We start from the raw sequence: 20,588 nt of genomic DNA, 5'->3' as shown, positions 1-20,588 counted from the left end.
AGGGCAATGGTTGTTGAGACGGAAAAGGATGCCGGAGCAAAAGATGGATCAAACTCTGTTCGCGAAGCTGTGCAAGGCCGGCAAATTCAAGGAGGCGCTCAATCTCGCCATCGAGGGCCACGAAGACGAGAAATTCACGCCGAGCCGCTTTGCGATGGACAAGAAAACCGGACTGCCGATTTTCTACCGCGGCAACAAGCGCGTCGAGCCGGACGAGACAGGCGCATGGCAATTGGCCAAGAGCTCGAAGGATTGGGGCTGAGCGTCAGGCGCATCGGCATAAGCCCGTCCCTTGCCGGATTACCGCTGTCATCAGGTGATGCGGAAATCTGTCGGCATCTTCTCAAGCCGGGTCGCTTCCGTCTCCACGCCAGAAACCGATGCTCCTGCAGGCCCGCGTCTCAAGCGCTCGATCATCGTCGAGATCGCATTGTCCGGCCCTGCGACCAAGGCAGCGACGGATCCGTCCGCCTCGTTGCGCACCCAGCCGGTCAGCCCGAGCCGCAGCGCCTCATCGCGCGTCCACATGCGAAAACCCACCCCTTGGACCCTGCCTGATATTCGTACTCGCACAGCCTCGTAACGATCGGACATATCTGCCTCACCTTCGGCATCATGCTCTGGTGCATCATAACAAAAAAGCCCGGACGATGCCGGGCTTTCGCGAATTCTGGCGGGCAGTCGTTACTGCTGGGCGGCCGGTGCCGGAGCAACCGGGCTGTCGGTTGCCGGCGGCGGTGCCTTGATAACCTTGGAAAGCTCGGCGTTGCTCTGCTTTTCCAGATCGCGGGAAATGCCCTGACCCCAGATATCGGCGGCCTTCCCCATCTCGCGCAAGGCGACCGGGCCGTCACGCAGCAGCTTCTTGCCGACGTCGGAATTGTAGAAATCGGCGATCGTCTTCAGCTCTTCGAGAGTGAAGGTCTTGGCATAGATAAGTGCGGCTTCCTTCTCGAGATCGCCGCGACGCGGCGCCAGTGCCAGCGCCTGCGCATCGACCGTCGACGAGATGATGTCCTGGTAGTTCGGCGAGTCCTGAATCAGGCCGGCCTTCAGGCGCTCGGCCAGACCCGGCAGGATGTTGTCGAAGGCGGCGGTGGCGCCGATCGAAGTGACAGCGGCGCGCGCGGCCTTCAGCTGCTCGTCGGAAACCTCCTGCGCCTTGACGGCGGAGCCGAAGGCAAGCCCGGAAAGAACGATGGTCGCAGCGGCAAAACGGCCAAGACCTGCAATGTTCATCATGAGTGTATGCTCCTGTTATCTGTTTGCCTGCAGCGTGCGCGCACCCGCAGGACCGGCAATGATCGCAAGTGCCGCCATATTGATAAAGAGCCCGTGTTCGACGACGCCGGGTATGGAATTCAGCTCGCTCGAAAGCGCCTCTGCATCAGGAATGCGGCCAAAAGATGCATCGATGATGTGATGGCCGCCGTCCGTGGTAAACTCTCCGTCACCCGACTGGCGCAGGCTGAGTTCGCCGGAAAGGCCGAGCCGGGCCGCGACTTTCTCGATCGCGATCCGCGTCGAGACGAGGCCGAACGGATTGACTTCGATCGGCAGCGCGTAGGCGCCGAGCGTATCGACCAGCTTGCTTTCGTCGGCGATGACGATCATCCGCTCAGAAGCGGCGGCGACGATCTTTTCGCGCAGCAGCGCGCCGCCGCCACCCTTGATCAATCTGAGCGCCGGATCGACCTCGTCGGCGCCGTCGACCGTCAGATCGAGCGCCGGCAGTTCGTCAAGCGATTTCAGCGGCACGCCGAGTTCGACACAGAGCCGCGCGGTTCGTTCGGACGTCGGAACACCTTCGACCCTGAAGCCGCCCGCAACCTTTTCCGCCAGCAGCCGGACGAATTCTTCCGCCGTGCTGCCCGTCCCGATCCCGAGGCGCATCCCGTCTTCGACATGGGCGAGTGCGGCCTCGGCGGCCTTGATCTTCATTTCGCGGGCATCCATGCGCCGCCAGCTCCGATTTATTGCGTTGGATGTGCTGTTTACACGGCTCGCCTGGCAAACGAAAGTCAAAATCATCACGGAAAATGAAAAGCCGAAACAAATGCCTGCGGCCGCCCCGGCCATCACCGGACGTTGCTTTCCGCCGCGTGATCGCCTACCTCAGGCACGATCCCTCGTCCCCGGGCGCGACCCGTCGCTTCCCGGAAGACCCATTCGCTCAAAGAGGCAAGCCCTTGACCCCTGCCCCCGTTCGCCCGGCGCTCATCGTCTTCGATCTCGATGGCACCCTTCTCGATACTCATGCGGACCTGGTCGAAAGCCTGAACCATACGATCGCAGCCCTCGGCCTCGAGCCGGTCAGCTATGACGACCTCACCCACCTCGTCGGCCAGGGCGCGCGGGTGATGATCGAACGCGCCTGCCGGCTGCGCGGCCATCCGCTCGAAAGCGACGCCGTCCCGCCGCTGGTCGAACGTTTCGTCGCCCATTATGCCGGCAATATGCCAGGCCACACCGAACCCTATCCCGGCCTGGTCGCCGCAATGGACCGGCTGAGATCAGCCGGCTACCGCCTCGCCGTCTGCACCAACAAGATGGAAAGCCTAGCCTTCGGCCTGCTCGACAAGCTCGACCTCGCCGGCTATTTCGATGCCATCACCGGCGGCGATACTTTCGAATACCGCAAACCCGACGCCCGCCATCTCACCGGCACCATCGACCGCGCCGGCGGCGACATCGCCCGCACCGTGATGATCGGCGACAGCATCAACGACATCGCGGTGGCGAAGAATGCCGCCGTCCCGTCGATCGCCGTTCCCTTCGGTTACTCGGATGTGCCGGTTTCAAGCCTCGATCCGGATGTGATCATCATGCATTACGATGAGTTGATGCCAGAGCTGGTGGAGCGGTTGTTGCGGGAGTATCCGGAGAAAGTCGCGGTCTGAGGAGTCCGCTCATTTCTCCCCCTCATTCCTGTGACGTGCAAAGGAATGAGGGACGAGTTTGTGGCGCCAGTCTGCCAAACTCAACACTCCGCTACTCGCCCCAAAACAAAACGGGCGGCCCGAAGACCGCCCGTTCCAAAACCCGTAAAACCTGCGTCAGATCTGCGCGCCGCGCGCCTTTGTCGTCGCGTCGAAGGCCTTTTTGACATAGGTGTCGCGGCCGTAGACGTCGTCAAAATATTCCACGACGCCGTCCTTGTTCGGCCAGGCGGTGAAGTAGGACACGTAAACCGGGACCTTCTGCGGCACCTTCACCGCATGGTTCTGCCCGTTGGCGATCTGCTTGGCGACATCGTCGACGGTCGTGCCGAGCACGGCCGCTGCCATCGCGCGCGGATTGGAAAGACGCACGCAGCCGTGGCTGAGAGCGCGCATATCACGCTTGAAGAAACTCTTCGACGGCGTGTCGTGCATGTAGATCGCATGGCTGTTCGGGAACAGGATCTTGAGTTCGCCGAGGGCATTGTCGCTGCTTGGCGGCTGGCGGACCGAAACATTGTCGGTCGAGCCGTACCAGTCGACGCTGGACGAGGCGACGGCATGGCCGTTCACCTCAACCTCATAGCCGAGCTGGTCGAGATAGTTCGGATCCGAGCGCAGCTTCGGCAGCATTTCATTGATAATGATCGACTGCGGCACGCCCCAGAACGGGTTGAACTCCACCGTCTCGATCTCGTCGTTGAAGAAATAGGTCTGATTGTTCTTGCCGCCGACGACGACACGCATCGACAGCTGTTCCTTGCCGTCGTTGTGGTAGTAGGCCATGTAGGCCGGCTGGTTGATCATGACATAGCGCGAACCGAGATCTTCCGGCAGCCAGCGCGCCTGTTCCATGGCGACGGCGAGCTTGTCGATTTTCGAGGCATTGGTGTCACCGCCGGTCATGGCGCGCACCGTCGCCTGACCGATGACGCCGTCGGCCTTCAGCCCGCGCTCCTTCTGGAAATCCTCCACCAGCGCGACGATATCCGGCGAATAGTCGCTGCTGCCCGCGTAGGCTGCAAAGGTCGCGGCGTGATCGGTCCTCAGCGTCTCGGAACCGTGCTTCTGGACGGCCTTGACGATATTGGCGATCTCGGGCGAGCTGTCGCCGGGCTTCAGCAGGCCGCTGAGCGAAACCACGATCTGCTCCTCGTTGCCGCCATCGGCGGCGTGAAGCTTGGCAAGCTCCGCCTTCAGCGCCTCGAACTGCGGACTATCGGGCGAGCGGCTGGCGATATAGGCGCCGGCATCGGGGCTCATGCGGGCAAGCTTCAGGACCGGCGCCAGATTGACCACCTTGCGCTGGAAATCGTGATAGCCGGAAATCTTGTTCGGATCGATGCGGCCGCGCACCGTGTCCTGCACGAAGGCCAGCACCTTGGCCGAGAGTTCGAGTTCGAACTGGGTCAGCGCCCGGTCGCGGACGGCCGGATCGGGATTGGCCGGATCAATTGCCGGTGTCTGGATGGCGTAATCGGCGGGATCGAGGCCGACGGAGGCCGCATCGGCAAGTGCGCCCATCACCGATTTGGCGCGCTCGTTGATTCCATTGCCTTCGACCCAGACGAGCGGATTGCGGCTGTCACCGTAATAGGCCTCGAGCGCCTTGGCGACGTCGGCATTGGCGCGCACCTTGGCCTGCGCCAGCAGGCGGCGCTGCACGACCGGTTCGGCGCCGGCCTCACCGCTCGGCGAAACCTCGGCGACCGCGCCGGTGACGACGGGATCGGCAAACTTGCTGGTGTCGACGAACTGCAGCGTTTCGGCTTTATAGGTGTAGTAACGCGGACCGCTGACCTTCGGCAGCGGCGCCTCCGGATCAAGCCCGCCGAGCGAGCCGCCGGCGGCGCCACGCGGCACCGGTCGGCCCGGCGCCTGATCCATGAAGATGGTGCTCTGGCTCCGCTGCCTGTCGCCCCGCAGCATATCCATCAGCGTGTAGGCATGTGCGGGAGCGGCCATCACTGCCAGGCCGCAGGAAACTGCCAATGCGGATACCGCGCTTTTCAAAACGAACGTCATATATATTCCAGTCCCGATGTCATGCTGTTCTCAGCTCAAATCCCGCGAAACTCACGCAGCGTAGGGCCTCATTGATCAGAAACCGGCCTTCGCCGCCAGCGCCGGCGGACTCACTTCTCTGTGACGGAAATGCTGCACGGCGCCGCCCAGCAGTTCACACAAAATTATGAAATTATTAGTTAATTTTTTACTGAATTTTTGCCGCCAGACCAGTGCGGCAAAAACCTGCCGATGCATAATATTTTCAAAGTGGCCGAAAAAGCACGGCCGCCAGCCGGCGCAAACCTGACTGGAATTTTCAATATTTCGCACGGCATCCGGTTTTCTTGTCCTGGTTTCCCACCTATAAAACCTCATCTTTCGAAAATGCCCGAAACAGCATGTGACAGGAAGGCAAACCCCAATGACCGCAACCCGCACCGAAACCGATACTTTTGGCCCCATCGACGTCGCCGCCGACCGATATTGGGGCGCCCAGGCCGAGCGTTCGCTCGGCAATTTCAAGATCGGCTGGGAAAAGCAGCCGCTCTCGATCGTGCGCGCACTCGGCATCGTCAAGCAGGCCGCGGCACGCGCTAACATGGCGCTTGGCCAGCTCGATCCTGGCCTCGGCAAAGCCATCGTTGATGCGGCCCAGGAAGTGATCGACGGCAAGCTCGACGACCATTTTCCGCTGGTCGTCTGGCAGACCGGCTCCGGCACGCAGTCGAACATGAATGCCAACGAAGTCATCTCCAATCGTGCCATAGAAATGCTGGGCGGCGTCATGGGTTCCAAGAAGCCGGTGCATCCGAACGATCACGTCAACATGAGCCAGTCGTCCAACGACACCTACCCCACGGCCATGCACATCGCCTGCGCCGAACGTATCGCGCATCACCTGCTGCCGGCCCTGAAACACCTGCATGCCGCTCTCGACATGAAGGTCACGGAATTCAGCCACATCATCAAGATCGGCCGCACCCACACCCAGGATGCGACGCCGCTGACGCTCGGCCAGGAATTTTCCGGTTACGCCGCCCAGGTCGGCTCCGCCATCAAGCGCATCGAGATGACTTTGCCCGGCCTCTGCGAGCTCGCCCAGGGCGGCACCGCCGTCGGCACCGGCCTCAACGCGCCGGTGGGCTTTGCCGAAAAGGTTGCCGGCGAGATCGCCGCTATTTCGGGCCTGCCCTTCGTCACCGCGCCGAACAAGTTCGAGGCGCTTGCCTCACATGACAGCATGGTCTTTTCCCATGGTGCCATCAATGCCGCAGCGGCCGCTCTCTTCAAGATCGCCAACGACATTCGTCTCCTCGGCTCCGGCCCGCGCGCCGGTCTCGGCGAACTGGCGCTGCCGGAAAACGAGCCCGGCTCCTCGATCATGCCCGGCAAGGTCAACCCGACCCAATGCGAAGCGCTGACGCAGGTCTGCATCCACATCTTCGGCAATCACGCCGCCCTGACTTTCGCCGATAGCCAAGGCCATTTCGAGCTCAACGTCTACAATCCGATGATGGCCTATAATTTCCTGCAGTCGGTACAGCTGCTTGCCGACGCCGCCGTCTCCTTCACCGACAATTGCGTCGTCGGCATCGAGGCGCGCGAAGACAACATCAAGTCCGGCCTCGAACGCTCGCTGATGCTGGTGACGGCACTCGCGCCGAAGATCGGCTACGACGCTGCCGCCAAAATCGCCAAGACAGCGCACAAGAACGGCACGACGCTGAAGGAGGAAGCGCTCGCCAGCGGCCTCGTATCAGCTGAGGATTATGATGCGATCGTCCGCCCGGAAACGATGATCGGCCCGAAATAGGACGGTTGAGGCGGGCCACACGCACGCCGTCCATCGTTGCCCTTCGCTTGCGCTCAGGCTCTTCTCTCCGCTGGGGAGAAGAGGCAATTGGTGACGCCGCATGCCTCTCTCTCATCCGCCAAGAGCGAGAGGAAGAGGACAGCTAGCCACTTGCTCCCTCATTCCTGTGCCTGTCACAGGAATCCAGCCACGGCGCATCCGCGCCGTGAATGAATCAACACTTCAAGAGAAAGAATCTTTCGCGCCCAAGGACTTGGGCGCACTGGATTCCTGTGATGAGCACAGGAATGAGGGAGAGTGTGTTGGCGCCTCCCCCAAATTTTCTGCCGACGCACACTCACCAAACCTCACACCAACAGCGAAAAATTGTCCATCACGACAGAATTGCCCATAAAGTCGAAGCGGACTTCGTCGATATCTTCGATGCTGACCTCGAGACTGGGACCGGTGACCTCAAGCTCCTGCTGATAGACAATCTGGCCGTCGTTCAGGGCAGTGAGCGTCAGGTGAAAGGGCGATGCTGACAGTTCGGCGATCGAGACGCTCTGAAAGGTGAACTCCCCGCCATCGACCATTTTCAGGGTTACGGGCGCAGAACCCGGGGATAGTACGGTATCGCTGAAGCCGTCCTCGGTGATGGCGTCGACGCCCGGGATGGTATCGTAAACAATACCATTCAGAAGCGTCAGTTCCTGACTGCCGTTCACGGAGAGCGCAAAGCCCCGATAGTCGGGAAGGAAGAAATTATCCGCCCTCGACGTGACGCCCATATCATCGAAATCCAGGACTTCGTGGTATTTTTCGTCTTCGTTGACGCCGTCGATCGCAAGGGTCAACACGCCGAGGTCCGTGCCCCCCGAGCCATCCGACATCTTGTAGCTCAGCGTTTCGATGAGCTGATCGTACTTGCCCAAATTCTTCACCACGTCGAGCGTATGGTCCAGCTCGTATGTGAAGTGGCCGTCAGGTTTCACTCTGAAGGTTCCGTACTTGCCCTCAATGATCGTTTCATGGTCAGACCCATGTTTGGCGTCGATACGGATGCCATTGACGAAGCGAGCATACATGTCCGCTCCTTCGGGATCGCTGGCGAGGCGCAGCAGATCGCCCCTGATCCAGTCGTGTTCGAAAAAAACGAGAAGATCGTCGACAGCAGTTGGCTTTGCATTTGTCACTGGAAGCCCCGGCAGGTTAACGCTGCCGGGAATATGAACCGGGCTTGAACTGAAGGCAACCTGAGGTCGGTCGTTTCGCGACAAATGTCGATATCCCCTTCTTTCACTCGCTTATCGCGTGTGACATGCCGACTACAAAATGCGGCACGACATGGCCCCACCTCCAAACTCGCCGCATGCAGATTGCTTTTGCCCGACAGGAGATTTAGACCGGTTCCAATTTCTCGACGCGCCCACCAGAAAGGTCACTTCGATGGCTGACGATCTCTTTCCGCTCGGCAAGGATGCCACCCTCTATCGCAAGATCAGCAGCGATTACGTCTCGGTCGATAGCTTCAAGGGTCAGGAAATCCTGACCGTCGAGCCGGAAGGCATCCGCCTGCTCGCCGAAACCGCCTTTGCCGATATCAACCATCTGCTCCGGCCCGGCCATCTGAAGCAGCTCGCCTCGATCCTCGATGATCCAGAGTCGACCGATAACGACCGCTTCGTCGCCTACGACCTGTTGAAGAATGCCAATATCGCCGCCGGCGGCGTGTTGCCGATGTGCCAGGATACCGGCACGGCGATCATCATGGGCAAGAAGGGCCGCAGGGTCTGGACCGAGGGCGGCGATACGGCAGCGCTCGCCCGCGGCGTCATGGATGCCTATGAGAAGAAGAACCTGCGTTATTCGCAGCTCGCGCCGGTGAAGATGTTCGAGGAGAAGAACACCAGGAACAACCTGCCGGCGCAGATCGACATTTACGAGGAAGGCACCGACGCCTACGAATTCCTCTTTGTCGCCAAGGGCGGCGGCTCGGCCAACAAGACCTTCCTCTATCAGGGCACGCCCTCGCTCCTGACGCATGACAGGATGATCGACTTCCTCAAGGAGAAGATCCTGACGTTAGGGACGGCGGCCTGTCCGCCCTATCATCTGGCGATCGTCATCGGCGGCACCTCGGCCGAGATGAACCTGAAAACGGTCAAGCTCGCCTCGACCCGCTATCTCGACGAGCTGCCGACTGAAGGTTCGGAAAGCGGCCACGCCTTCCGCGACCTCGAGATGGAAAAGGAAATCCACAAGCTGACACAGCAGATGGGCGTCGGCGCCCAGTTCGGCGGCAAGTATTTCTGTCATGACGTGCGGGTCATCCGCCTGCCCCGCCACGGCGCCTCGCTGCCGATCGGCCTCGGCGTCTCCTGTTCCGCCGACCGCCAGGCCAAGGGCAAGATCACCCGCGACGGCATCTTCATCGAACAGCTGGAAACCGATCCGTCGAAATACATGCCCGAGATCGACGAGGCGAAACTGTCGGAATCGACCGTCCGTGTCGACCTCAACCGGCCGATGGCCGAGGTGCTTGCCGAACTGTCGCGGCATCCGGTCAAGACGCGCCTGTCCTTGACCGGGACGATCATCGTCGCCCGCGACCTCGCCCACGCCAAAATCCGCGAACGGCTGGAAAAGGGCGAAGGCATGCCCGATTACCTGAAAAACCACCCGGTCTACTACGCCGGCCCGGCCAAGACGCCGGCCGGCTACGCCTCCGGCTCCTTCGGCCCGACGACGGCCGGCCGCATGGACAGTTACGTCGACCAGTTCCAGTCCTTCGGCGGCTCTATGGTGATGCTCGCCAAGGGCAACCGCTCGCGTGCCGTGCGCGAGGCCTGCAAGAAGCATGGCGGTTTCTACCTCGGCTCGATCGGCGGCCCCGCGGCCCGCCTCGCGCAGGACTGCATCCGCAAAGTCGAAGTATTCGAATATCCCGAACTCGGCATGGAAGCGGTCTGGAAGATCGAGGTCGAAGACTTCCCCGCCTTCATCGTCATCGACGACAAGGGCAATGATTTCTTCCAGGAATTGAACCTGGGGTGATTGCGGCAGGCTCGATGGCCGCGGGCGGACTTTCTACCGCATTGTTCCGCCCGCAATATCCGCAGCATTCACCACATCGCCGTCATCCACCCTTGCCAGGATTTCCGTGCGGAAAGCTCCGGCAAGGAAGCCGGTATGGTTCATCAGCAAGGCGCCGGCGGTGATGGCGGCGACGGCCATGATGGCGAAGGAAGTGTGACGAGACCTTCCCATAATCTTACGCCTGAATTTGCAGACTGCGACCGGGTCGGCCGTCAGGAAGTATCGTTGCAAAATACTCGTTCTGAAATAGCGGGCGCCCAAAACCAACTGTCGACAAGATGAATACGATCCCCAGCACAAGAAGAACTGTAAGTTTTTCAGACACCATTCCCGCACAACGGGTATGCATTGTCTCGCTAAAAATGCGTTTTTTGATGAAGAATCATAGGCCTGCAGGAAGTATTGCTCCACCGGGAACTTGTCATATGTAATCTTTGGTATATGTCGCTTTAATCTTTTCCCAAGAAATTTAAGCTAACAACTAAAATATTGCCTTTGAATATATGAGGAGTATCGCCGGATGAATACGGCTGTCGCGCCCAAGGTGCAGGTTCCCGATGTCGCGGGTCAGATCACCTATGCCATGCGCTCGATGGGCGTTGCCCCGATACCCCGTAACTACGAACTCTTCTACGAGGCCTATATCGGCTCCAATCCTGCCCTTACCCGAGAGCTTGCGGCCCTCGGCGCCCATGCGACACAGGCCGAACTCGACGCGCTCGGCGCGCAATATTTCAACACGAGCCCGGCCCGGGTCTTCGACGACGCCCACACCCGCATATCAGGCGAACTCGACGGCTTGCTGCGAATCCTGAGGCAGGAGCAGAGCTCGCTCGAAAGCTATACCAGACTGCTCGGCGAGACCCACAAGCGAATCACCTCCAAGAGCAATGCCAGCGTCGAACTGATCGAAAACGCGATTGAGCTTTTAAGCCAGGCGACTGGCGATACCATGGCGCATGGCGAACGCACCGTCGAGGACGTCGTCCAGCGCTCTCAGGAAATGGATCAAGTCCGCAAGGAACTCGACGAATATAAGCGCATCGCCAACACCGACTCGCTGACGCGCCTTTCCAACCGCCGCGCCTTTGACGACCGCCTTGCTGCCGTTTTCAACAATCCAGGCATGCGGCCGGTGACGGCCCTGCTGCTCGCCGACATCGACAATTTCAAGAAAATCAACGACACCTACGGCCATCCCGTCGGCGACAAGATCCTCGCCACAGTCGCCTCGGTGATCCGCAGCAACGTCCGGCGTGACGTCTTCGTCGCCCGTGCCGGCGGTGAGGAATTCGCGCTGATCATCGAGGGCAACACAGTCGAGGAAGTGACGGCGATCGCCGAACGCATCCGCCGCACGCTGGAAACCACCCCGTTCAAAAACTCCCGCACCCGGGTGAACTACGGCCCGATTACCGCCTCGATCGGCATCTGCATGGCCTCGAATGCCGAGGATGCCGGCGAGCTTTACAGCAAGACCGACATCGCCCTTTACGGCGCCAAGAATGCCGGGCGCAACTGCATCGTCCTCTATCAGGACGGGATGCAGAAGGACTTCAGCAAGAGCTGGCTGATCTACAAAGCCTGACGGCCTTCACCACATCGTCTTCGCCGCGCGACCGGGCCATTCCCGGTCGTAGGTTTCCTGGTCGAAATCGCCGACGGCCGCCTTCAGCATCTGTCCCGGCGTCGGCAGGCCGGCGGGATCGGTGAACTGTTCGACGTTCCACAGTTCGGCCCGCATCACGGCGCGCGCGCACTGGAAATAGACCTCGTCGATCGAGATGACGACGACCGTGCGCGGATGTTTGCCGTCCATCTCAAAGCCCCGGAGCAACGTCTCGTCATTGGAGACGACGCCGCGGCCATTGATGCGCATCGTCGTGTTCGAGCCGGGGATCAGGAACATCAGCGCAAGCCTGGGATCACGCACGATGTTGGAAAGCGAATCGACGCGGTTGTTGCCGCGCCAGTCCGGCAGATGCAGCGTCTCGTCGTCGACGACACGCACCACGCCGCCGAGATCGCCGCGCGGCGAACAGTCGAGCCCCTCCGGCCCGACGGTCGCAAGCGCGGCAAAAGGCGAGATCTCGATCATCTGACGGTAAAGCGGCGTCAGTCGCTTGGTCACCTTGTCGACCGAGGCCTGCGACAGGCCTGCGCCATAGATCGTATTGAGCTCTTCGATGCTGCTGATGATTTTCATGGGGCGTCCCGCCGCGGCTTGATCTTCGCGCCGGACGCTACAATGCCGCGCGCCGCGCCGGAAGCTCAAAAATCGGAATGATCTCCGCATCTTTTTTGATGCATTCGAGCTCCTTATGCGCCTCCTCTTCGAGGAAGGCCGCGACTGCTCCAAGGACTGGAGCCGCGCCGACGATGCGCCGGTGCCCGAAGCCGTTCGCCCAGAACAGCCGTACACGCTTGCCCGCCGCACCATAACGCCTGGCATGCGCCGACGATACTTCCTTGTCGTCCTCCGCGTGAACCACCAGCACCGAACTCGAGATCGTACCTGCCGTATTGCCGGCGTCGAAATCCTCGAGTCGCCGCCCGGTGACACGTTGAACCTCATTCTCCAGCGCCGCCTGCGCAGCGGCGCCAAGGCCGATCAGCCGGCCGAAGTCGGTGAACAGCCAAGCCATCTCGCTGGGCGCGCCGATCAGCACCAGTCGCTCGCCAGTGACGGATGCCGCATCTGGCAGGAGGGCGGCGGCCGAGACCATCAGCGCTGCACCGCCGAAGGAATGGCCGATCGCCGCATCGAATGCCCCGAACCGCTCCCCTGCCGCCGCGATCGCCTCGACAGCAAGCCCCATATGCAGGAAGCGTCCGCGCGCACGACCGTGACCGGGAAAGTCGAGCGCCACGACCTCGGCACCCGTTGCCGCCAACGTCGAAACGAGATCGGCCATATAGATCGCACTGGAACCCCAGCCATGGGTGACGAGATAGCGCTTGCGCTTCCCCAGCGCCCCGCCATTCAGCCGGTAAGCATGGGCTTTGGCGCCGCTGGAAAGCTTGAGGACGAAGCGCTCGGCGCCCGCAAGCCGTGCCGCACCAGCCGCATGCGCCGCCTTCGCCTTGCCGCCCTTCGGACGCTGCGATGGCGTGCGGCAGAACAGCAGAAACGCCGCCCTGCCCGCCAGCTGGGGAGAAACCGCTTGCAGAACCGAAAATCCTAGGCGGATGACCTTGAGCGCGAAATTTGCCATAGTGGGAATCCAAATACGTTCAACACTGAACAATAAAGTACAACGATGAACAAAAATCAATCCCTTCCCTGGGATCATCCGCGTTTTCGCAGCTGGATCGCGGTGGCGCGCGCCTGCCAGCTGATGCAGCAGTCGCTGACCCGCTCGCTGGCCGATCTCGACATCAAGCCGCCGCACCTCGACATTCTGGTCAATCTCTACCGTTTCGAAGGCATCTCGCAGCAGGAGCTGGCGCGCAAGCTCCTGGTCGGCCGCTCCAATATGAGCATGCTGCTGCCGCAGATGGAAAAGCGTGGGCTGATCGAGCGTCGCGGAGACGCGCGCGACAAGCGCGTGCTGCGCCTTTATCTCACTGGGGAAGGCCGCCGGCTGACCGAGGCGGCGATGGCGATTCAGACCGATCTCATCGAACGCACGCTCTCCGACGAGCCGATCGAGCAATGCATGGCGACCGCCGATTCAATGGAGCGCATTATCACCGTGCTGCTCAAGGATCTCAGCGACGACGACGATTGATCTCAATGCAGCGTCGGCGCAGCCGATGTGCCGGTCAGCGAGCGGTATTCCCAGGCCGCGACAATGATCAGCACCAGCGTCGCCAGAATGCCCAGCAGATAGAGCTCGATCAAGGGTGCTGCGAAGGCAAGCAGGATCACGACCACCAGACCGGCGAGATGCGACAACGGCATCCGCCCGCTGGTCGCGCCCTTGAACCAGAGATTGCCGATCAGGAACAGGCCGGAGCCGCCGAGCACCGCCGCGGCGATGCCGAGATCGCCCGTCTCATGCGGATGCGAGAACATGAATTCGACCGCCACCGCATGCACGATGATGCCGGCAAGGATCGGGATGTGCCCATAGGTGAAGGCCAGCCGCGCCAAAGCTCCCGGCGTCTCCTCATGTTCGATGCGATGGGCGGCGCGCCCGTGGCCGAAGCGGAAATAAAGCCACCACATGGCAACCGTGCCGACGAAGCCGGTGACGAAAACGATGCCCGTCAGCCCCGACACCGGCAGCTCCGAAAAAGTGCGGCCGGACACGAGGATCGCCTCGCCGAGGCAGATGATGACGAAGAGCGCGCAGCGCTCGGCCATATGCGCGCCAGACACGTCCCAGTCGCTAGGCCTCGAGCGGCCGAGCCCGGGCACGGCAAAACCGGCCGCCGGACCGGCATATTCGATCGCCAGCGCGATCACCCAGGCGATCAGCCGGGCTTCATGCTCGAGCAGCCCGCCGGCGATCCAGAAGACGCCGGCCACCGCGAGCCAGGTGCTGATGCGGATGAAATTCAGCGTGTTGGCGCGGTCGACGCGCGTCATCGCGTAGGTCGTAAACAGCGAGCGCCCGACCTGCATCGCGACATAGGCGCCGGCAAAAAGCAGCCCCTTGTCGCCGAAAGCCTCGGGAATGGAGGCTGACAGCACAAGCCCGAGCATCATCAGCGTCACCAGCATGCCGCGCACCGGCATCTTGTCGGGATCGAGCCAGTTCGTCACCCAGGCGGTGAAGATCCACACCCACCAGACGGCAAAGGTCATCAGCGCCGCTTCGGCCGCACCGAGCGGCGTGTAATGGGCGGCAAGCGCATGCGAAAGCTGCGAGATCGAAAAGACGAAGACCAGATCGAAGAAGAGCTCGAGGAAGGTCACCTTGCTGCCGGCGGAGCTGCCTTTGGCGCGCAGCCAGTTCTTGCTATTCGCTTTCGCCATAACTCCCCCGACGGCCGGTTATTTTTCAGTTCAGCGCGGCTTTTCCGCCGTGTCGCGGTTCATACCCTTTTCCCTGAGCTCGTCCTCATAGGCCGAAAACAGCTCCGCCCCGCGTTCGCCGAGCTCACGCAGATAGGTCCAGGTGTAGATGCCGGTATCGTGCATGTCGTCGAATCCGATCCTGACGGCGTAATTGCCGGTCGGCGTCATCGAGATGATTGCCACGTTGCGCTTGCCCGGCACCGTCACCTTCTGCCCCGGCCCGTGGCCCTGCACCTCGGCCGACGGCGACAGCACGCGCAGGAGTTCGGCCGACAGGTCGAAGCTCCGGCCGTCGTCGAAGGTTATCGCCAGCCTCTGCCGGTCTTTCGAAACACGAAGTTCGCTCGGCCAGGTATCGCTCATCTCTATCACCCTCTTTCCCCTGGAGAAGTAGGCGTTCGCCTTTTTCGAGGCAAGCGCAAATTAGCGTGTGCGAAATCCGTTTCCCTTGACGGCGCAATCACATATGCACAGATAGAAAGATATCGCTTGAAAACAGGCATTCGATCTGGCGCGTTTCAGATCCGCTAGCGGAGGAATTGGTGAATACGAGAGTCGGAACGCTAGGCAACGCAGCGCCGCTGGCGGCGGATGCACATCCGATGATCGACCCTTTCGGCCGGGCGGTCACCTATCTCCGCGTCTCCGTCACCGACCGCTGCGATTTCCGCTGCACCTATTGCATGGCCGAGAACATGACCTTCCTGCCGAAGAAGGACCTGTTGACGCTGGAAGAGCTCGACCGGCTCTGTTGCGCCTTCGTCGCCAAGGGCGTGAGGAAGATCAGGCTGACCGGCGGCGAGCCGCTGGTGCGCAAGAACATCATGTATCTGGTCCGCCGGCTCGGCGAGAAGATCGGCTCCGGCCTCGACGAGCTGACCCTGACCACCAACGGCTCACAGCTGTCGCGCCATGCCGAGGAACTTTATGAGTGCGGCGTGCGCCGCATCAACGTCTCGCTCGATACACTCGATCCCGACAAATTCCGCAAGATCACCCGCTGGGGCGATTTCGCCAAGGTCATGGAGGGTATCGATGCCGCTCAAAAGGCCGGGCTGAAGATCAAGCTCAACGCCGTGGCGCTGAAGGATTTCAACGATACCGAGATGCCCGATCTCCTGCGCTTCGCCCATGGCCGCGGCATGGATCTGACAGTCATTGAAACCATGCCGATGGGCGAGATCGACGAGGACCGCACCGACCAGTACCTGCCGCTCTCCGAGTTGCGCGCGGATCTGGAGAAACAATTCACGCTAACCGATATCGACTACCAGACCGGCGGCCCGGCGCGTTACGTCAGGGTCTCAGAGACGGGCGGCCGCCTCGGCTTCATCACGCCGATGACCCATAATTTCTGCGAGAGCTGCAACCGTGTGCGCCTGACCTGCACCGGCACGCTCTATATGTGCCTCGGCCAAAACGACGCCGCCGATCTGCGCGCCGCACTGCGCGCCACCGAAGACGACGCCCTCCTCCACGCCGCCATCGACGAAGCCATTACCCGCAAACCCAAGGGCCACGACTTCATCATCGATCGCACGCATAACAGGCCGGCCGTGGCGCGGCATATGAGTGTCACCGGTGGGTGATGGATCTCCCTTCTCCCCAGCGGGGAGCAGGTGGCCCGAAGGGTCGGATGAGGGGGCCACACGGCACGCCATTAATTGCCCCTTGCTTGCTCAGGACACGCGGTCTTGCCATTGGGCACCCCCTCATCCGGCTGCCGCCACCTTCTCCCCGCTGGGGAGAAGGGACATGCGGCACCGTTGCCCGGCCCTTCGCTTGGGCTCAGGGCGTTCGACACTGCGATCGATTCACTGGATCGATCGCTCCCGCTTCGCGGGACCGTGTCTCACCCAGGCTTGCGCGCACAGATCGCAAACCGCTCCTGCACCATACGCTCAAGTCCACGCAGGAACGGCATCTTGCGCGCCTGCGCCCAATGAATGTCGCCGAGCTTGCGGTCGACCACGATGTCCACGAAACCGGCCTTACGCAGAAGATCGACGACCGCTTCGGCCGGCATCTCATGCGAAAAATGCACGCGCGACCGGATCTTCTGGTGCCGCGCCATCATCTCCGGCGACATATGGCTTGCCGCAGCCTTACCGGTGATCTTCGTCCAGAGCTTCTGCAGACCCTTGACCCAGGTCTCCTTGCCCATATTGCCGTCGAGGATCAGCACCTTGCCGCCCGGCTTCAGCACCGCGAACCATTCCTTGAAGGCCGAAGCCGGATCGACCAGCGTCCAGACGAGATGCCGGTTAGTGATGACATCGTAGCTGTCGCGCGGCTCCATCGTGTTTTCGGCGTCGCCGGAAACGAAACGAATATCGGTGCCGCGCCTCTTCGCCTTGGCGCGCGCCTGCGCCAGCATCGCATCCGACCAGTCGAGCCCGGTGACCTTGAAACCGACATCGTTCATCAGATGCGAGATCACGGCGGTGCCGCAGGCAAGATCGAGCGCCGCGCGTCCCTGCCCCTCGCCGAGATGCTTCCGGATCAGCCGCTGCCAGCCCTTCCGCTCGCCTTCCGAAAAGATTTCATGGCCGACGCTCTGGTCGAAGGTCGCCGCCCTCTCCGACCAGAAATCGCGGATTTCATCGCGGATCGAATAATTTGTATTCATCGAATTCATCTCAAGTGCCCCGACATCGGATCAGTTTGGAAACGCTCTAAAACATATAACTTGATTCATAAAGTCATATTTCCTATGCCTGCGGACATTATTCAGACGTCAGGGGAATTTCCAGATGAATTTCGTGAAAATGCTCGCAGTTTCCGCCGCTGCGATTGCCGGCTTGATGCCGCTTTCGGCCTGGGCGCAGTCCTTCACCATCAAGGATGTGGCCGGCCGTGAAGTCAGCTTCGAAAAGCCGGTCGAGCGTGTGATCCTTGGGGAAGGCCGCATGCTCTACGCCGTCGCGCCGATCGAGAAGGAAGATCCCTTCGCCAAGATCGTCGGCTGGCGCAACGACCTCTGGACCACAGACAAGGATGGCTTCAATGCCTATGTCGAGAAGTTTCCCAAAGGCAAGGACCTGCCCTTTCTCGGCAACCTGACCGACGGCACGCTGCAGGCCGAGACGGTCGTCAAGCTTGATCCCGACGTGCTGCTGCTGCCGATCGGCAACAAGACCGCCGCCGACGAAGTCAAGCTCGAAGAGATGCTCGCCGGCATCGGCGTGAAGATCGTCTATATCGATTTCCGCGAGCATATTCTCGCCAACACCGAGCCGAGCCTGAAGATCCTCGGCAAGCTCTTCGGCCACGAGGACCGCGCCGATGCCGTCGCCGCCTACTGGAAGGAGCAGATGGCGCGTGTGACCGACAAGCTCAAGGCCGCCAACCCGCCGAAGCCGAAGGTCTTCATGTACCGCGCAGCCGGCTTGGTGGAGTGCTGCGGCACCTTCGGTCCTGACAATTTCGGCCTGATGGTCGATTGGGCCGGCGGCCACAATCTCGGCTCCGATTTCCTGCCGGGCTATACCGGCTCGATCAACGCCGAACAGGTCGTCGCCTCCAATCCTGAGGTCGTCGTCGTCACCGGCTCCAACTGGAGCCAGACCAAGAATGCCAAGGACTATGTGAATGTCGGCCCGAGCGCTGCGTCTACCCTCGGCGACAGCCGTAAGGTGCTGAACACGCTGATGGAAAACCCGGCCTTCACCGGCTCCAAGGCGGTCGCCGGCGGCAATGTCCATGCGATCTGGCACCAGTTCTACACCAGCCCCTATCAGTTCGTCGCCGTCCAGCAGCTGGCAAAGTGGTTCCACCCGAACCTCTTTGCCGATCTCGATCCGGATGCCACCTTCAAGGAATTCCATGAAAAGTTCCTGCCGGTCGCCTATCAGCCGGGTTACTGGGTCGACGCCAAGGCGAGCCAGTAGTCGGAAATGGCCGAGATCGCCGCCACATCGATTGAAGCCGAAGCCGGGAGGGAGCGCTACCGCGCCCTCGCCCGGCGCAAGCTGCTGATCCTTGCCGCCATGACGGCGGCGCTCTGTCTATCCTTTGCTGTCGATCTCGCCTGGGGGCCGGCCCGCTACAGCCTCGGCGAGGTTGTCGCCGCCCTCCTCGACCCCTCCTCGGTCTCGGATCAGGTGCGGGCCGTCGTTTGGAATATCCGCATGCCGGTCGCCGTCATGGCGATCGTCGTCGGCGCCTCACTCTCGGTTGCCGGCGCGCAGATGCAGACGATCCTCGCCAATCCGCTCGCCAGCCCCTTCACGCTCGGCATCTCGGCGGCTGCAAGTTTCGGCGCGGCGCTGGCGATCGTCACCAGCGTTCCGCTTCTGCCTGTGGCAGCCGGCCTGCTCGTGCCGGTCAATGCCTTCATCATGGCGCTGATCGCCACGCTCTTCATCCATTTCGTCTCGCAGGCCCGCGGCGTATCGGTGCAGACGGTCGTCCTGCTCGGCATCGCGCTGGTCTTCACCTTCAATGCGTTGCTCGCCTTCCTGCAATATCTCGCTTCCGAACAGGCGCTGTCGGCCGTGGTCTTCTGGACGATGGGCAGCCTGACCAAGGCGACATGGCCGAAAATCTGGGTGACGCTCGCCGTTCTGCTGATCGCTTTGCCGCTCTTTGCCCGCAATGCCTGGGCGCTCACCGCCATCCGCCTCGGCGAGGACAAGGCCGCAAGCTTCGGCGTCAATGTCCGCCGCATCCGGCTGGAAACCATGCTTGTCGTCTCGTTGCTTGCCGCAGCCCCCGTGAGCTTCGTCGGCACCATCGGTTTCGTCGGCCTCGTCGGCCCGCATATCGCCCGGATGATCCTCGGCGAGGATCAGCGCTTCTTCCTGCCGGGCTCGATCCTCTCGGGCGCGCTGCTGTTGTCGCTGACCTCGATCGTCTCGAAGTCGATCATCCCGGGCGTCGTCTTCCCGATCGGCATCATCACCGCGCTGGTCGGCGTGCCCTTCTTCTTCTCGCTCATCCTCTCGAACAGGAGCCGGTCATGGTAGCGCTTCAGTTGCAATCGGTCGGCGCCTATCACGGCCGCAAGCTCTTCGTCGAGAACGTAACGACGCCGGTGATGAAATCGGGTGAGATCGTCGCGGTCATTGGCCCGAACGCCGCCGGCAAGTCGACGCTTTTCAAGCGCATCACCGGCCTGCTCAGGGGCCCGGGCGATGTGGTCGTCGAAGGCTCGAAGGCAAAAAACGCCATCAGCTACATGCCGCAGGATACCTCGGCCAATGCAGTGCTGACCGTCTACGAGTCCATCCTGCTCGCCCGCAAACAAGGACAGTCCTGGGCGGTCGGCGATGGCGACCTGCGCTTCATCGACGAGATCATGGCAGCTCTCGATATCACCGCGCTGGCCTTCCGCGATCTCGGGGCGCTGTCCGGTGGCCAGCGCCAGCTCGTCTCGATCGCCCAGGCGCTCGTCCGCGAGCCCGAGATCATGCTGATGGACGAACCCACAAGCGCGCTCGACCTCCACCGCCAAGTCGAGGTCCTCGATTTCATGCGGCGCCAAGCGCGCAGCAAAGGCATGATCGTGCTCATCGCCATCCACGACCTCAACCAGGCGCTCCGCTTCGCCGACAAAGTCCTCGTCATCGCCAATGGCCGTATGCACGCCTGCGGCGCCCCAAGGGACGTCGTCACCGCCGAATTGCTGCGGGAAATCTACAGGGTCGAAGCCCGAGTGGAGAGGTGCTCGATGGACCACGATCATGTCATCGTGGATGGGACCGCGCATTGACGCGAGGGAGCCTATCCTGAGGCGCCAATACCCAAGAGAGCCTCATCCTGAGAGCCTGTGAATGTTTGGTGG

The 20,588-nt window shown here is 61.5% G+C and carries 22 protein-coding genes; 10 read left to right on the top strand and 12 right to left on the bottom strand.

The features are described from left to right. Positions 1-28 precede the first annotated feature (28 nt). Complete coding sequence (locus tag CO655_RS18440; RefSeq protein WP_170964748.1) at positions 29-262, top strand: hypothetical protein; 234 nt, start codon at positions 29-31, stop codon at positions 260-262. A gap of 50 nt (positions 263-312) precedes the next feature. Here the strand turns inward: CO655_RS18440 and CO655_RS18435 are convergent, their stop codons facing one another. The 3 genes from CO655_RS18435 to rpiA all read right to left on the bottom strand — a co-directional run bounded on the left by CO655_RS18435 (position 313) and on the right by rpiA (position 1,956). Then, positions 313-594 (bottom strand): acylphosphatase, encoded by a 282-nt coding sequence (locus CO655_RS18435; protein ID WP_097605204.1) that lies wholly within the window; start codon positions 592-594, stop codon positions 313-315. Positions 595-684: 90 nt separating this feature from the next. Continuing rightward, a complete protein-coding gene (locus CO655_RS18430; RefSeq protein WP_097605205.1) occupies positions 685-1,242 on the bottom strand; it encodes a DUF2059 domain-containing protein in 558 nt (185 codons plus the stop codon). A gap of 15 nt (positions 1,243-1,257) precedes the next feature. Then, the gene (rpiA, locus tag CO655_RS18425) at positions 1,258-1,956 is read right to left on the bottom strand and encodes a ribose-5-phosphate isomerase RpiA (protein ID WP_012484046.1); all 699 of its coding nucleotides are present in this window, start codon (positions 1,954-1,956) and stop codon (positions 1,258-1,260) included. Positions 1,957-2,189: 233 nt separating this feature from the next. On the opposite strand from rpiA, the gene CO655_RS18420 reads away from it, so the two are divergent. Further along, positions 2,190-2,900: an HAD family hydrolase gene (locus CO655_RS18420; protein WP_097665810.1), complete on the top strand. Its 711-nt coding sequence runs from the start codon at positions 2,190-2,192 to the stop codon at positions 2,898-2,900. 156 nt (positions 2,901-3,056) lie between these two features. Here the strand turns inward: CO655_RS18420 and CO655_RS18415 are convergent, their stop codons facing one another. Then, positions 3,057-4,964 carry a murein L,D-transpeptidase gene (locus tag CO655_RS18415; protein WP_097605207.1) on the bottom strand — a complete coding sequence of 636 codons (1,908 nt, stop codon included), beginning with the start codon at positions 4,962-4,964 and terminating at the stop codon, positions 3,057-3,059. Positions 4,965-5,039: 75 nt separating this feature from the next. Next, on the bottom strand, positions 5,040-5,276 hold the full coding sequence (locus CO655_RS33450) for a hypothetical protein (RefSeq protein ID WP_141514336.1): 237 nt from the start codon (positions 5,274-5,276) through the stop codon (positions 5,040-5,042). Between the two features lie 91 nt (positions 5,277-5,367). Between CO655_RS33450 and fumC the strand changes: the two genes are divergently transcribed. After that, on the top strand, positions 5,368-6,759 hold the full coding sequence (gene fumC, locus CO655_RS18410; RefSeq protein ID WP_097605208.1) for a class II fumarate hydratase: 1,392 nt from the start codon (positions 5,368-5,370) through the stop codon (positions 6,757-6,759). Between the two features lie 347 nt (positions 6,760-7,106). Here the strand turns inward: fumC and CO655_RS18400 are convergent, their stop codons facing one another. After that, positions 7,107-7,934, bottom strand: coding sequence for a VCBS domain-containing protein (locus CO655_RS18400; RefSeq protein ID WP_097605210.1), 828 nt, complete (start codon positions 7,932-7,934; stop codon positions 7,107-7,109). A 253-nt stretch (positions 7,935-8,187) separates the two neighbouring features. Between CO655_RS18400 and CO655_RS18395 the strand changes: the two genes are divergently transcribed. Further along, positions 8,188-9,795 carry a fumarate hydratase gene (locus CO655_RS18395; RefSeq protein WP_097605211.1) on the top strand — a complete coding sequence of 536 codons (1,608 nt, stop codon included), beginning with the start codon at positions 8,188-8,190 and terminating at the stop codon, positions 9,793-9,795. Between the two features lie 33 nt (positions 9,796-9,828). Here the strand turns inward: CO655_RS18395 and CO655_RS18390 are convergent, their stop codons facing one another. Next, positions 9,829-10,008 (bottom strand): hypothetical protein, encoded by a 180-nt coding sequence (locus CO655_RS18390; RefSeq protein WP_097605212.1) that lies wholly within the window; start codon positions 10,006-10,008, stop codon positions 9,829-9,831. Between the two features lie 349 nt (positions 10,009-10,357). Here CO655_RS18390 and CO655_RS18385 point away from each other — a divergent pair, with 349 nt between their 5' ends. Next, positions 10,358-11,425, top strand: a complete 1,068-nt coding sequence (locus tag CO655_RS18385) for a GGDEF domain-containing protein (protein ID WP_097605213.1) — start codon at positions 10,358-10,360, stop codon at positions 11,423-11,425. 6 nt (positions 11,426-11,431) lie between these two features. On the opposite strand, the gene CO655_RS18380 is transcribed toward CO655_RS18385, so the two are convergent. Both CO655_RS18380 and CO655_RS18375 read right to left on the bottom strand, forming a co-directional pair. Further along, positions 11,432-12,043: a pyridoxamine 5'-phosphate oxidase family protein gene (locus CO655_RS18380; protein ID WP_010034875.1), complete on the bottom strand. Its 612-nt coding sequence runs from the start codon at positions 12,041-12,043 to the stop codon at positions 11,432-11,434. 37 nt (positions 12,044-12,080) lie between these two features. After that, positions 12,081-13,052 carry an alpha/beta fold hydrolase gene (locus CO655_RS18375; RefSeq protein WP_097605214.1) on the bottom strand — a complete coding sequence of 324 codons (972 nt, stop codon included), beginning with the start codon at positions 13,050-13,052 and terminating at the stop codon, positions 12,081-12,083. Between the two features lie 45 nt (positions 13,053-13,097). Between CO655_RS18375 and CO655_RS18370 the strand changes: the two genes are divergently transcribed. Next, complete coding sequence (locus CO655_RS18370; RefSeq protein WP_010034872.1) at positions 13,098-13,568, top strand: MarR family transcriptional regulator; 471 nt, start codon at positions 13,098-13,100, stop codon at positions 13,566-13,568. Positions 13,569-13,570: 2 nt separating this feature from the next. Here CO655_RS18370 and CO655_RS18365 read toward each other — a convergent pair whose 3' ends face one another. Both CO655_RS18365 and CO655_RS18360 read right to left on the bottom strand, forming a co-directional pair. Beyond that, positions 13,571-14,761: a low temperature requirement protein A gene (locus tag CO655_RS18365; protein ID WP_097605215.1), complete on the bottom strand. Its 1,191-nt coding sequence runs from the start codon at positions 14,759-14,761 to the stop codon at positions 13,571-13,573. Between the two features lie 30 nt (positions 14,762-14,791). Beyond that, entirely contained in the window at positions 14,792-15,166 is a 375-nt protein-coding gene (locus CO655_RS18360; RefSeq protein ID WP_010034859.1) for a DUF971 domain-containing protein, read from the bottom strand. 179 nt (positions 15,167-15,345) lie between these two features. Here CO655_RS18360 and moaA point away from each other — a divergent pair, with 179 nt between their 5' ends. Continuing rightward, positions 15,346-16,392 (top strand): GTP 3',8-cyclase MoaA, encoded by a 1,047-nt coding sequence (gene moaA, locus CO655_RS18355; protein ID WP_097605216.1) that lies wholly within the window; start codon positions 15,346-15,348, stop codon positions 16,390-16,392. A gap of 263 nt (positions 16,393-16,655) precedes the next feature. On the opposite strand, the gene CO655_RS18350 is transcribed toward moaA, so the two are convergent. Continuing rightward, the gene (locus CO655_RS18350) at positions 16,656-17,441 is read right to left on the bottom strand and encodes a methyltransferase domain-containing protein (protein ID WP_097605217.1); all 786 of its coding nucleotides are present in this window, start codon (positions 17,439-17,441) and stop codon (positions 16,656-16,658) included. 115 nt (positions 17,442-17,556) lie between these two features. Between CO655_RS18350 and CO655_RS18345 the strand changes: the two genes are divergently transcribed. From CO655_RS18345 to CO655_RS18335, 3 genes are read left to right on the top strand one after another with little or no spacing between them, the layout of a single operon-like run. Continuing rightward, positions 17,557-18,693, top strand: a complete 1,137-nt coding sequence (locus tag CO655_RS18345) for an ABC transporter substrate-binding protein (protein ID WP_097605218.1) — start codon at positions 17,557-17,559, stop codon at positions 18,691-18,693. 6 nt (positions 18,694-18,699) lie between these two features. Next, positions 18,700-19,770 carry an iron ABC transporter permease gene (locus CO655_RS18340; RefSeq protein ID WP_097665808.1) on the top strand — a complete coding sequence of 357 codons (1,071 nt, stop codon included), beginning with the start codon at positions 18,700-18,702 and terminating at the stop codon, positions 19,768-19,770. After that, entirely contained in the window at positions 19,764-20,516 is a 753-nt protein-coding gene (locus CO655_RS18335) for an ABC transporter ATP-binding protein (RefSeq protein ID WP_097605220.1), read from the top strand. The genes CO655_RS18340 and CO655_RS18335 overlap by 7 nt, the downstream gene beginning before the upstream one ends. The last annotated feature ends 72 nt before the right edge of the window (positions 20,517-20,588 follow it).

The organism is Rhizobium sp. M1 (assembly GCF_002531805.1).
GTDB classification, from domain to species: Bacteria; Pseudomonadota; Alphaproteobacteria; order Rhizobiales; family Rhizobiaceae; genus Rhizobium; species Rhizobium etli_C.
This window is presented reverse-complemented; position numbering and strand designations above follow the sequence as displayed.

What these genes read in the sequence shown, in the direction of transcription:
- CO655_RS18430 (WP_097605205.1), bottom strand. Translation starts at nt 1,242, where the DNA reads ATGATGAACATTGCAGGTCTTGGCCGTTTTGCCGCTGCGACCATCGTT.
- CO655_RS18345 (WP_097605218.1), top strand. Translation starts at nt 17,557, where the DNA reads ATGAATTTCGTGAAAATGCTCGCAGTTTCCGCCGCTGCGATTGCCGGC.
- CO655_RS18360 (WP_010034859.1), bottom strand. Translation starts at nt 15,166, where the DNA reads ATGAGCGATACCTGGCCGAGCGAACTTCGTGTTTCGAAAGACCGGCAG.
- CO655_RS18335 (WP_097605220.1), top strand. Translation starts at nt 19,764, where the DNA reads ATGGTAGCGCTTCAGTTGCAATCGGTCGGCGCCTATCACGGCCGCAAG.
- CO655_RS18365 (WP_097605215.1), bottom strand. Translation starts at nt 14,761, where the DNA reads ATGGCGAAAGCGAATAGCAAGAACTGGCTGCGCGCCAAAGGCAGCTCC.
- rpiA (WP_012484046.1), bottom strand. Translation starts at nt 1,956, where the DNA reads ATGGATGCCCGCGAAATGAAGATCAAGGCCGCCGAGGCCGCACTCGCC.
- CO655_RS18375 (WP_097605214.1), bottom strand. Translation starts at nt 13,052, where the DNA reads ATGGCAAATTTCGCGCTCAAGGTCATCCGCCTAGGATTTTCGGTTCTG.
- CO655_RS18340 (WP_097665808.1), top strand. Translation starts at nt 18,700, where the DNA reads ATGGCCGAGATCGCCGCCACATCGATTGAAGCCGAAGCCGGGAGGGAG.
- CO655_RS18415 (WP_097605207.1), bottom strand. Translation starts at nt 4,964, where the DNA reads ATGACGTTCGTTTTGAAAAGCGCGGTATCCGCATTGGCAGTTTCCTGC.
- CO655_RS18380 (WP_010034875.1), bottom strand. Translation starts at nt 12,043, where the DNA reads ATGAAAATCATCAGCAGCATCGAAGAGCTCAATACGATCTATGGCGCA.
- fumC (WP_097605208.1), top strand. Translation starts at nt 5,368, where the DNA reads ATGACCGCAACCCGCACCGAAACCGATACTTTTGGCCCCATCGACGTC.
- CO655_RS18350 (WP_097605217.1), bottom strand. Translation starts at nt 17,441, where the DNA reads ATGAATTCGATGAATACAAATTATTCGATCCGCGATGAAATCCGCGAT.
- CO655_RS18395 (WP_097605211.1), top strand. Translation starts at nt 8,188, where the DNA reads ATGGCTGACGATCTCTTTCCGCTCGGCAAGGATGCCACCCTCTATCGC.
- CO655_RS18435 (WP_097605204.1), bottom strand. Translation starts at nt 594, where the DNA reads ATGTCCGATCGTTACGAGGCTGTGCGAGTACGAATATCAGGCAGGGTC.
- CO655_RS18440 (WP_170964748.1), top strand. Translation starts at nt 29, where the DNA reads ATGCCGGAGCAAAAGATGGATCAAACTCTGTTCGCGAAGCTGTGCAAG.
- CO655_RS18390 (WP_097605212.1), bottom strand. Translation starts at nt 10,008, where the DNA reads ATGGGAAGGTCTCGTCACACTTCCTTCGCCATCATGGCCGTCGCCGCC.
- CO655_RS18385 (WP_097605213.1), top strand. Translation starts at nt 10,358, where the DNA reads ATGAATACGGCTGTCGCGCCCAAGGTGCAGGTTCCCGATGTCGCGGGT.
- CO655_RS18370 (WP_010034872.1), top strand. Translation starts at nt 13,098, where the DNA reads ATGAACAAAAATCAATCCCTTCCCTGGGATCATCCGCGTTTTCGCAGC.